This window comes from Mucilaginibacter sp. P4_A11, assembly GCF_056402535.1.
In genome coordinates, this window is sequence record NZ_JBFUHE010000001.1 from 528,701 (window position 1) to 541,065 (window position 12,365).

General features: G+C 43.1%; 9 protein-coding genes. All 9 read left to right on the top strand.

Features of this window, described 5'->3' with window-relative positions; translation table 11 throughout:
• The first annotated feature begins 16 nt into the window (after positions 1–16).
• Positions 17–961: a ribose-phosphate pyrophosphokinase gene (locus tag AC1DUD_RS02380; protein WP_477371113.1), complete on the top strand. Its 945-nt coding sequence runs from the start codon at positions 17–19 to the stop codon at positions 959–961.
• 121 nt (positions 962–1,082) lie between these two features.
• Positions 1,083–1,667 carry a 50S ribosomal protein L25/general stress protein Ctc gene (locus AC1DUD_RS02385; RefSeq protein WP_477371117.1) on the top strand — a complete coding sequence of 195 codons (585 nt, stop codon included), beginning with the start codon at positions 1,083–1,085 and terminating at the stop codon, positions 1,665–1,667.
• Positions 1,668–1,963: 296 nt separating this feature from the next.
• The gene (pth, locus tag AC1DUD_RS02390) at positions 1,964–2,524 is read left to right on the top strand and encodes an aminoacyl-tRNA hydrolase (RefSeq protein ID WP_330861496.1); all 561 of its coding nucleotides are present in this window, start codon (positions 1,964–1,966) and stop codon (positions 2,522–2,524) included.
• A 104-nt stretch (positions 2,525–2,628) separates the two neighbouring features.
• Positions 2,629–5,088 carry a TonB-dependent receptor gene (locus AC1DUD_RS02395; protein ID WP_477371122.1) on the top strand — a complete coding sequence of 820 codons (2,460 nt, stop codon included), beginning with the start codon at positions 2,629–2,631 and terminating at the stop codon, positions 5,086–5,088.
• A 115-nt stretch (positions 5,089–5,203) separates the two neighbouring features.
• On the top strand, positions 5,204–7,690 hold the full coding sequence (locus AC1DUD_RS02400; protein WP_477371125.1) for a TonB-dependent receptor: 2,487 nt from the start codon (positions 5,204–5,206) through the stop codon (positions 7,688–7,690).
• A 109-nt stretch (positions 7,691–7,799) separates the two neighbouring features.
• Positions 7,800–8,150, top strand: a complete 351-nt coding sequence (locus AC1DUD_RS02405) for a Spx/MgsR family RNA polymerase-binding regulatory protein (protein WP_477371128.1) — start codon at positions 7,800–7,802, stop codon at positions 8,148–8,150.
• 486 nt (positions 8,151–8,636) lie between these two features.
• Positions 8,637–10,631 (top strand): M1 family metallopeptidase, encoded by a 1,995-nt coding sequence (locus tag AC1DUD_RS02410; protein WP_477371131.1) that lies wholly within the window; start codon positions 8,637–8,639, stop codon positions 10,629–10,631.
• 329 nt (positions 10,632–10,960) lie between these two features.
• Positions 10,961–11,803 carry an oxidoreductase gene (locus AC1DUD_RS02415; RefSeq protein WP_477371135.1) on the top strand — a complete coding sequence of 281 codons (843 nt, stop codon included), beginning with the start codon at positions 10,961–10,963 and terminating at the stop codon, positions 11,801–11,803.
• 241 nt (positions 11,804–12,044) lie between these two features.
• Positions 12,045–12,362: a hypothetical protein gene (locus AC1DUD_RS02420; protein ID WP_477371138.1), complete on the top strand. Its 318-nt coding sequence runs from the start codon at positions 12,045–12,047 to the stop codon at positions 12,360–12,362.
• The last annotated feature ends 3 nt before the right edge of the window (positions 12,363–12,365 follow it).

Genomic DNA, 12,365 nt, shown 5'->3' on the forward strand with positions numbered 1-12,365 from the left:
TCCAAAATCATAAAAAATGCCCTTACAATTTAACCCGGTTAAATTATTTGCAGGATCAGGCTCGCAGGAGCTTGCGCATCTTATAGCTGATGCTTACGGTCGTGAGTTAGGTGAAGTTGTGATATCGCGTTTTAGCGATGGTGAATACCAGCCGCATTTTAATGAATCTGTAAGGGGATGCGATGTTTTCCTGATCCAGTCAACTCACCAGCCTACTGATAATTTAATGGAGTTACTGATGATGATTGATGCCGCTCGCCGTGCATCTGCCCATTATGTAAACGCTGTTATACCTTATTTTGGTTTGGCGCGTCAGGACAGGAAAGATAAGCCACGTGTTGCCATTGGTGCAAAGCTGGTAGCTAATCTGCTGGTTGCAGCAGGCATCAACAGGATCATGACCATGGATTTGCACGCTGCGCAGATCCAGGGATTTTTTGATATTCCGGTTGATCACCTTGATGCTTCCATCATTTTTGTACCTTATATCAAAAGCCTTGGTTTAGGTCACCTTACTATTGCATCGCCTGATATGGGCGGTTCATACAGGGCCCGGAGCTTTGCCAAGTTCTTTAATGCCGAAGTGGTAATTTGCGATAAACGCCGTAAACGCGCCAATGAAATTGAAGCCATGACGCTGATAGGTGATGTTACCGACCAGGATATTGTGCTTATTGATGACATTTGTGATACTGCCGGTACCCTTGCAAAAGCAGCCGGACTGATCATGGAGCGTGGGGCACGAAGCGTACGCGCCGTTTGTACCCACCCTGTATTATCAGGTAAGGCTTATGAAACTATCGAAAACTCGGCATTAACCGAACTGATAGTTACCGATACTATACCACTTAAACACAGCAGCCCTAAAATAAGGGTGCTTTCAACCGCCGAACTGTTTGCAAAAGCGATAAGCAATGTAAATGAGCACGGTTCGATAAGCCAGTTGTTTAAGGTGGAGTAGGTTAAAGTATTAAGTCCACAGCCGATGGTCGATAGTCCATGGCTTGGGTTGATAAAAAAGAATAAAAGCAAATCCATGGTCGATAGACCGTGGACTATAAATAATAAACAAATAAATAAAAATGAAATCAATTGCTATTAGCGGTTCTCTAAGAGAGAACGTAGGGAAAAGAGACGCGAAAGAGCTGCGTTACAATGGCCTGGTGCCTGCAGTTCTTTATGGTGGTGCTACACAAACCCACTTTGCAGTGTCCGCAGCTGATTTGAGAGCCGTAGTTTATACTCCGGTTGTTCATTTCATCAACCTGGAAGTTGCTGGTGTTACTTCACAAGCCATCATCCAGGACATTCAGTTCCACCCACTAACTGAAAAAATCACTCACGTTGACTTTTTATTGTTAGATGAGAAAAAACCTATCGCCATCGAAATCCCGGTAAAATTAACCGGAACTTCTCCAGGTGTTAAAGTAGGTGGTAAACTGGTTCAGAAATTAAGGAAACTGCGTATCAAAGCGCTTCCTAAAGATCATCTTGATGCCATTGAAGTAAGCATCGAATCTCTTGAAGTAGGTAAATCAGTAAAAGTATCTGATATTAAATTGGATAACTTAACTATCACCAACGCTAAAGAAGATACCATTGTTTCTGTAACTACCTCACGTGCATTACGTCAGGCTGAACAAGAAGCAGCTTCAGGTAAAAAATAATTGCCGCCCCCTAACCCCCTAAAGGGGGAATAAGAGGCGAACAAAAAACAGCGGTAGAGCAATCTATCGCTGTTTTTGTTTAAGCAATAAATAATATCTTCGCATAAAATTTTAATTAATTACTCAGAGGTTTCTGAAAACGTAACCAATACGTCATTGCGAGGTACGAAACAATCCCCGATCAGCAGGTCCGACCTGTATAGTTCGCGATTGCTTGGTACCTCGCAATGACGATTGTATTATTGGTTTTGGATAGCTTCATAAATTTCTCCGCTGATTAGCGGAGGCCAGGGGGCATGAAATATTTAATAGTAGGTTTAGGAAATATTGGTCCGGAGTATGCTGATACAAGGCATAATATCGGTTTTATGGTGTTGGATGAGTTGGCTAAGCAGGAGGGGGCAAGGTTCCAAAACTCGCGCCTGGCTTATTATACCGAAGTATCGCACAAAGGCCGTACCCTGTGCCTTGTTAAACCTACCACCTACATGAACCTGAGCGGTAAAGCCCTTAACCATTGGATGAAGGATTTGAAGATCCCTATTGAGAATGTATTGGTTATTGTAGATGATATTGCTCTGCCGCTTGGTACCCTTCGCCTTAAACCAAAAGGTAGTGCTGCGGGCCATAACGGCCTTAAAAATATTGAAGCTACCCTTGGCCATAGTAATTATGCCCGTTTGCGCTTTGGCGTAAGTGATAACTACCCCAAAGGCCGCCAGGTTGATTATGTGCTGAGCGGTTTTGATAAGGATGAACAACCAGAACTCCCGGCATTAATAGACCGATCAATAGAGATGATCAAGAGTTTTGCAACCATCGGTACCGAACTTACCATGACCCGTTATAATAAGTAACATGCCTGTTACAAACTAATAAATTAGTTAAAAAAGCGTTCAAATCGTAATTCGTGTTGTAACACACGGAGGTGTTCTTACGTCTTGTAAACCTAAATAACCTTATGAAACAAATCCTGTTAACGGTACTTTGCTGTTACTTTTCTACGCTCTTATTTGCTCAAACAAAAGCACCCACTACAGCTGCCCCGGCAGTTCCCAATATCACCGTAAAAGGTACTATCATTGATTCAGCTGTAAACAAACCTATGGGTTATGTTACCGTTGCCCTGCAGGATGCCGCTACCAAAACCCCGGTAAAAAGCACTTTAGCTAAAGATGATGGCAGTTTTGAACTGAAAGCGCCAGAAGGTAAAACTTATCAACTGGTGGCTGTTTTTATAGGTTATGCTACCAAAACTATTCCCGTTAAACTTACAGGTAATACATTTAATGCGGGCAGGATCCTGCTTTCGGCATCGAGCAAACAGTTAAAGGAAGTTACCGTAACAGCCGTAAGGCCGGTGATGAAACAGGAGGTTGACCGCCTGAGTTATGATGTACAGGCCGATCCGGAAAGTAAATCGATCACCGCACTTGATATGATCCGTAAAGTACCTTTACTTTCTGTGGATGGCAACGATGCAATCAAGCTGCGTGGAAATGATAATTATAAAATCCTGATCAACGGCAAGGAATCGGCTATGATGGCCAAAAATCCATCGGATGTGTTGAAATCGATGCCGGCTGCCAATATCGAAAAGATAGAGGTGATCACCACACCGCCCGCAAAATATGATGCCGAGGGCCTGGCGGGGATCATCAACATCATCACGAAAAAAAATGCCGACCAGGGCTATAACGTAAGTATTAATACTGGTTATAATAGCGTTTACGGCGAACGTGCCAATGTAAACTTAACGGTAAAACAAGGTAAATTCGGTTTTAGCGGATATACGGGCTATAATTACAGGCCGTTCAGGGAGTCTTCGTTCGAAAACATGACCACTTTTTTTAAACCGCAGTCAACCGATCCACAGTCAACACTTAGTCAAACCGGTACAAGAGGCAACAGTGGTAAAAATCTGTACGGTAGCGGCGAGTTAAGTTATGAGGTTGATACCCTTAACCTGATTACCGGTATGTTTGATTTTTATAATGGAAAAAGTAATTCGCAAAATTACCAGGTTACCACCCAACGTGATGGTGCCGACGCGGTTACTCAATTTTACCGGCTGTTTAACAATGGTACAGGCGAATTTAAAGGATCGGATGTGGGGCTGAACTACCAGTTAGGCTTTAAAAAAAATAAGGAGCAGTTGCTTACTGTATCCTATAAATACAATTATAATAACAACCTTCAAACCAGCGAAGCCACGAAAGGCAATGACTTTAGCGGCGAAGGCGTCCCTAAAGATTACAGGCAATACAATAACTCGGGTTCAAAGCAGCATGCTTTTCAGTTAGATTATATCCAGCCGTCCAAAATCCTGACTGTTGAGGCTGGTGGTAAGGTAACCCTGCGTAATAATTACAGCCAGTTTAATACCGATGTAAAGAGCGATGTGGACAACGAATACCATGCCGATACTGCACAGGTGAACAATTTTACTTACAAGCAAAACATTTATGGCGTGTACAATTCCTATTCGGTTAAGCTAACCAAATGGGCTTTTAAAGGCGGTATGCGCCTGGAACATACTACGGTTGATGCCAATTTCGCGGTAGGGAAACCGGTTGTTAACCAGGACTATGATAATTTTGTGCCCTCGGTATCGTTACAACGGAGCCTGAAAAGCAGCAGCCTTACGCTTGGCTTTACCCAACGTATCCAGCGCCCGGGTATTTACCAGCTTAACCCTTATACCGATAATTCCAACCCTCAATACCGTAACGTAGGTAACCCTAACCTGAAAGCGGCTGTTACCAATAATTTTGAGCTGGGATACAGCAATTTTGCCAAAGGCTCTATCAATCTGAGCACCAATTACTCATTTGCCAATAATACGGTACAAAACCTGGCCAGTGTTGATTCGGGTGTTACTACAACAACCTACGCCAACGTGGGTTCTAATAAAAACTGGGGCTTTGATTTGAATGTGAACTATCCCATCACCCAAAAGCTGAACATAAATATAAATGCCGAGTTGCTATTTGTTTGGTTGAAAGGTTATTATAATGGTTCGCTTTTTAGTAACAGCGGTAATCAGGGGCACATTTTTACATACACCAGCTACAAATTTGATGGCGGCTACCGCGCCGGCTTAAATATAGGTTACGATAGTCGTTACGTGTTGTTGCAGGGAAAGGATAATTATTTCTTCTTCAGCTCTGTCAGCGGCAGCAAAACCATGTTTAAAGAAAAGGTGAACTTATCCCTAAACGTTAACAATCCGTTCAAAAAATTCAACAAGCTCGATTATTATACCAAAGGCGATGGCTTTGAAACTTACACTGCCAACAACAACTTTTATCGCACAATTAATGTAAGCCTGAGCTACAAATTTGGCAGGCTTAACAGTAGTATAAAGAAAAATCAACGTGGTATTAATAACGATGATGCCAGCAGCGGAAGCCGCAATTAATAACCTGAGTAACTAATCCGTTACCCGGCACTGGCAAACGTTAAAAAGTGTTAAACGCATATTTTTTGGTGTCACGCTCGGGTATCTTAAACGTCTTATGACCAAAATCGCAATTATGAAACAATTTTTATTAACAGTTATCTGCTGTTTTGTCACGGGTATGGCTATGGCCCAGGCTGCAGCACCAGTCCCTGTTCAAAATATAACTGTTAAGGGCACGGTGATCGATTCTGCAACCAACAAACCATTGGGGTATGGTACTGTTGCATTGCAGGATGCCGCAACCAAAACCCCGGTTAAAAGTACCCTCGCCAAAGACGATGGCAGCTTTGAGCTGAAAGCTCCCGAAGGCAAAACCTATCAATTGGTGGTAGCTTCTGTCGGGTATGCAACCAAAGTGCTTCCGGTAAAAATAACCGATAAAACGTTTGATGCCGGGCGCATCCTGGTAGCAGCATCAAGCAAACAATTGAACGAAGTAACCATTACGGCCGTAAAACCGGTAATGAAGCAGGAGGTTGACCGCCTCAGCTATGATGTTACCGCCGATCCCGAAAGTAAGGCCATTTCTGCGTTAGATATGATGCGTAAAGTTCCGCTTTTGGCTGTAGATGGTGATGATAATATCAAGTTAAAAGGTAGTGGCAAATACAAGATCCTGATCAATGGGAAAGAATCGGCGCTGATGGCTAAAAATCCGTCAGATGTATTGAAAGCTATGCCGGCCACTAACATCGAAAAAATTGAGGTGATCACCACGCCACCTGCAAAATACGATGCCGAGGGTTTGGCAGGTATAATTAACATTATCACTAAAAAGAACGCCGACCAAGGCTATAATGGCAGCGTTAATATGCGCTATAATAGTGTATGGGGCCCGGGATATAACCTGAACATGACTGCCAAGCAGGGTAAATTCGGAGTTTCAGGCTATGCTGGTTTTGGTAACCAAAGGCACAATACTAATACTTTTACAACTACACAAACCCAGTTCGAGCCAGATTCGAGAATGGTACGGTCGACCATATTACAGGATGGTACCAATACTTTTGGTGGTAAATACCGTTATGCTAACGCCGAGATGAGCTATGAGATAGATACCCTGAACCTGCTTACCGGCTCATTCGAGTTTTTCCATGGCGAATTTGACCAGGACGGCACGCAACGATCTGCCCAGACAAACGCCGCTGGTGACCTTACCCAGGGTTATAACCTGCAAAGCAATGGCTATAATCATGACCAGGGGCTTGATGCATCTATCAATTACCAGTTAGGTTTTAAAGGGCACAAAGATGAATTGCTTACTTTGTCCTACAAATACAGCTATGGGCCGAGCAAGAATGTTACTGACAACCAGTTTTCGGACAGAGTTAATTATTACAACGCCATTCAGCCCGATTTCAGGCAGTATAATAACGCTGGTAACCGCGAGCATACTTTTCAGTTAGATTACGCCTATCCATTAAAAAAGATCAGTATTGAAGCCGGTGGTAAAGTGATCCTCCGTAACAATTTCAGCGATTATAGACGCGAGGATAAAGATTCAACCAGTTCGGTATATAATATAAATGCAGGTCAAACCGGTGAGTTTGATTATCATCAGGATGTGTACAGTGCTTATAACTCGTACCAATTAAAGTTTGAAAAATGGACGGGCAAAGCAGGGCTGCGCTTAGAGCATACCCAGGTGGATGCCGTGTTTACAGGTACGCCGCTTGATAAAAGCTATAATAATTTTATCCCGTCGGTATCTATCCAGCGGTCGATGAAAAGCAGCAGCATTAGCCTGGGCTTTACCCAGCGCATCCAAAGACCGGGCATTTACCAGTTAAACCCTTTTATTGATAAATCGAACCCTAAATTCATCAACACCGGTAACCCCGATCTGAAACCTGAATTGAATAATACATTTGAGTTAAACTACAGTAACTTTTCAAAAGGATCAATCAATGTTGGTTTGAGCTATGCATTCTCCAATAATGCTATACAGAATGTAACCAGCCTGGTTCAAAATAATATGGGCGATCATATTGACACGGTTACTTATACCACCTATCAAAACCTGGGCAGCAACCGTACACTTGGTTTAAACCTTAATACCAACTACTCTATTACTAAAAAGTTTACGGTTAACATCAACGGACAAATTTCACACGTATGGTTAAAAGGAACGTATAACGGCCAGTTTTATAAAAACGACGGTTACACTGGTAATGCTTTCGCCAATATTGGTTACAAGTTTGATGGTGGCTACCGTGTTGGCCTTGATGCAGGTTTCTTTAGCGGTGATGTTACTTTACAGGGTAAATCGAGCAATTTTATTTATAATTCTTACGTGGTTTCAAAAGAACTCCTGAATAAGAAAATGACCATATCGTTAGTAGCCAACAACCCCTATAGTAAATACCGTGCGTTCCGGTCGACTACCCACACCGTTGATTTTGACCAGGAGTCGGTATACAATAACCGGTACCGCCATTTCGCTATCAGGCTAAACTATAAGTTTGGTAAACTGAATGGCGATATAAAAAAGAACCAGCGCGGTATTAATAATGATGATACCAAAGGCGGCGGCAAAAGCAATAGCGGCGGCAATGGTTAATTGTTAAATGATATTTTTTCGATATGTTATCCGAAGTCTCCTGACTTTGGATGCCTATGCCTGTAGTTTGCAACTACAGGCATATTGGTTTAATCAGTAAATTTACCCTATGAAAGTTTACGGAATAACCAATTGCAACACAGTAAAAAAAGCCCTCGACTGGCTTAAAGAAAATAAAGTAGCTTATGATTTCCAGGATTTTAAAAAGCTGGGTGTAAGCACCGAAAAGCTCCAGGAATGGGATACCAAAGCCGGCTACGAAAAATTCATGAACAAACAAGGCCTCACCTGGAAACAGCTTGACCCGGCAGTTAAAGAAAGCATCAAAACCAATACCGATGCGCTGCAATTATTACAGCAAAAAACCAGCATGATCAAGCGTCCGGTAATTGAGGATAATGGTTTCCTTTTCTTCGGCTTTGATGAAAAGGTTTATGTTGATCATTTTTTGGGGAAGTAAGGATTTAGAAATACAATATGTCATTGAGTATCCACCAGGGCATCCCTGGAAAAAATAGTGATGACGTGTAAAATATATTTTAGCGATGTCGTGCGGAGGCCGCGTTAGTGATAGGAGCGGATACCGGCCTTGTGGCTAATGCCTGTGCAGTATGAGCGGATAGCACGGGCCGCAGGCAACGCCCACATTTATCAAATGATCGAAAAAAACACCCTTAATAATCAATAACTAACAATTACGTCATTATAAGGTACGAAGCAATCCCATGCTATACAGAGCGGCCATACCTCCGTGCGATTGCTTCGTACCTCAATGACATGATTTTTTTAAAAGCTTCCTCTCAATCCTCATTCAAATCTACCTGATATATAGGCTTTAAGCATGGATTTAATTATTTAATAAATCCGTAACAATCGTTTTACCAACCCTTGGCATCTCCCTAATTTGTAGTATACTTGTTCCTTTAAGCAATTTATTTGACTGAACATGAAACTAAAACTGATGGCAGGTTGCAGCCTTGCCTTTACGTTGGCCGCAAGCGTGAGTTACGCCCAGCAGCCAGCACCTACCACCACTACCACACCCGCCGGTTCTGTTTACGATTATCACGAAACTTTTGGTCCTGGGTTTTACACTAAAAATGGTACCGAATTTCGCGCAGCAAGCGGCGAGCCAGGGTATAAATATTGGCAAAACCGTGCCGACTATCAATTGGCTGCCAAACTGAATGATCAAACCAATGAAATTACCGGGTCGGAAGTTTTAACTTATACCAACAACAGTCCGCAAACCTTAGGTTTTGTGTGGATGCAGCTTGATCAAAACTTGTTTAAACTTGATTCAAGGGGTACAGCTATCGTTCCGCCGGCAGGCAGCCGTAACTGGGGCCGTGGTGAAGCATTTGAAGCAGGTTACAAAATTAAATCGGTAAAGGTTGCTGGCCTGAAAGGCGAATATGTTGATGTTAAATTCCTGATCACTGATACAAGGATGCAGGTTTTCCTTCCAAAGGAAATTACAGCCAACGGCGGCCAGGCTAAACTTAAAATCGAGTACTCATTTGTTTCTCCAAACTACGGATCTGACCGTATGGGCTACCTGCAAACCAAAAATGGTAAAGTTTATACCATTGCACAGTGGTATCCACGCGTATGTGTGTATGACGATGTGATGGGCTGGAATACCCTACCATATAGCGGCCCGGGCGAGTTTTACCTTGAGTATGGTGATTTCGACCTGAATATTACTGCTCCTGCAAGCCATATCGTAGTTGCATCGGGCGAATTATTGAACCCACAAGAGGTATATACCCCTGAGCAATTGAAACGCTGGGCAACTGCTGAAAAGAGCGAAAGCACAGTGATCATCCGTAGCGCAAGCGAAGTTACCGATCCAAAATCGCGCCCTGCCGGTAAAGCCGAACTAACATGGCACTTTAAAATCAAGAACGCCCGCGATGCTTCATGGGCTTCTTCAGCCGCATTCATCGTTGATGCTGCTAAAATGGACTTGCCAAGCGGTAAAAAATCAACTGCAATTTCGGCCTACCCGGTTGAAAGCGATGGCAACGATGCATGGGGCCGTTCAACCGAGTACGTTAAAAAATCTATCGAGTATAACTCGTCAAAATGGTTTGAGTTCCCTTACCCTGCCGCTACAGCCGTTGCCGGTATTGTTGGTGGTATGGAATACCCGGGTATCGTTTTCTGCGGAGCTAAAGCAAAAAAAGCAAGCCTTTGGGGTGTAAACGACCACGAGTTTGGTCATACCTGGTTCCCGATGATCGTAGGCTCAAACGAGCGTATGTACGGCTGGATGGATGAAGGTTTCAATACTTTCATCAACACGCTGTCTACTGCTAATTTCAACAACGGCGAATACAAAAGCACCCGTGTGCCTGATATGCATGCCATCGGCAGTAACTTTACCAGGCCCGATCTTGAGCCGATCATGAGTCAGCCTGCCAACCTGAAAGAAAGAAACACGGGTACCCTGCTTTACTCAAAACCAAGCGCAGGTTTAGTATTGTTGCGCGAGCAGATCTTAGGCCCTGAGCGTTTTGATTTTGCATTTAAAACCTATATTAACCGCTGGGCATTTAAACACCCAACTCCCGACGATTTTTTCCGAACCATTGAAAACGCAGCCGGCGAAAACCTGCAATGGTTTTGGAGAGGCTGGTTCCTGAACGACTGGCGTTTGGACGTTGCTGTAAGCGACGTAAAATATGTTGATAACGATCCAACCAAAGGTTCATTGATCACTTTAGATAACCTGGGTAAAATGGCGATGCCGGTTATCCTGGAGATCAAAACCAAAGGCGGTAAAGTTGATCGTATAAAACTACCTGTTGAAATTTGGGAGCGCTATGCTTCATGGACATTCAAATATCCATCGACAGAAGAAATTGAATCAGTTACTTATGATCCGGACAAAGTATTGCCTGATTATAATCAGGATAATAACGTTTGGAAAAAGTAATCTCGCTTAAAGGAGAGACTTCAAAGAAACGGCGGTGAGTGTTAGATCATCGCCGTTTTTGTTTTTTATTGTTGATGGAAAATGAAAACTGGTTGCAAAAAAACATGTCATTGCGAGGCACGAAGCAATCGCACGGAGGCAGGGCCGCTCTGTAAAGCATGCGATTGCCGCGTCGTATCCGGGCTCATTTCCATTTCGCTCCTCGCAATGAGATGGTTTACTATTCTCCCTTTGGAAGAGGATTAGAATGGCTTTATGTAACAATGAAGTTCAACTGACAAACAATTACGTACTACACCGTTAATTTACATGATCAAACACAAACTATCATGAAAAACAAAGTATGGTTAATAACCGGCTGCTCAACCGGTTTCGGCAGGGAGCTGGCAAAGCTTGTTTTACAATCAGGCTATCAGGCTGGTGTTGCTTCCCGTAATACGGATGATGTAAAAGACATTGTTGAAGCTTATCCGGAAACAGCGGTGGCGCTAAAGCTTGATGTAACAAAAGCTGATGAGATCAAATCAGCAGTTGAAACGGTAACCAAGAAATTCGGTACCATTGATGTGCTGGTGAACAATGCCGGGATCGGTTATTTTGGCGCCATTGAAGAGAGCGAAGAAGATGAAGTAAGGCGTATGTTCGAGATCAACTTTTTTGGTCTTGCAAATGTGACTAAAGCCGTTTTGCCAATTATGCGTGCACAAAAAAGCGGGCATGTGGTTAACGTTGCCTCTATCGGCGGACTGGTAGCTTTCCCCGCAGTAGGTTTTTATAATGCAACTAAATTTGCTGTCGACGGTTATTCTGAAGCGCTATCTAAAGAAACCAAACATTTGGGCATTAAGGTTACGGTGATTGCCCCAAGTGGTTTCCGTACCGATTGGGCTGGTCGTTCGGCTAATAACAGCAAGACCATTATTGACGATTACAAAGAAACCGCAGGCACCAACAAAAATAACATCCGCGGTTACAGCGGCAAACAACCCGGCGACCCGGAACGCGCGGCTAAAGCCATAGTTGATGCAGTTGAAGCCGAAAACCCACCGTTACGTTTGTTATTAGGTAAAGCCGCTTTAAAAGGCGCACGTAATAAACTACAGGAGTTGCAAAAAGATTATGATACCTGGGAAGCAACTACCATAGGTGCTGATTTTCCGGAAGGGGAGTAAAGGTTTCATTTTCTAAAATTGTCATTTCGACTGAGCTGAGGACGGTTTGTGCAAGAGGGCGAAAGAGAAATCTTATGCGCCCAACATCGCTATATACACTGTCCACATTGCATATCGTAAAAGATTTCTCCTCGTACCTCGTTCGAAATGACAATTTTGTTCTCAGCACGCTTGTAGAATTGTTTTTCAAAACGGGCTTTATAGTTTTTTCGTAAATTGCATCCACAATAAACTGAAACCTATGGGACAGATTGTAATTGTTGCCTATAAACCCAAACCAGGCAAGGAGGAAGCACTAAAACAATTGATGAAAACGCATTTGCCGCGCCTGAAACAAGAAGGACTGGTAACCGACCGCGAATCCATCATCATGGAAGCTATTGACGGCACTATTATAGAGGTTTTTGAATGGCTAAGTACAGAAGCCATTGCGAATGCGCATAGTAACAAAGCCGTGCAACAAATGTGGGTTGAATATGCTGAGGTATGTGATTACGTTCCGCTGAATACTTTGAAGGAGGCCGGGGATATGTTTGCCGGTTTTACGCCTGTTAATTAAAAG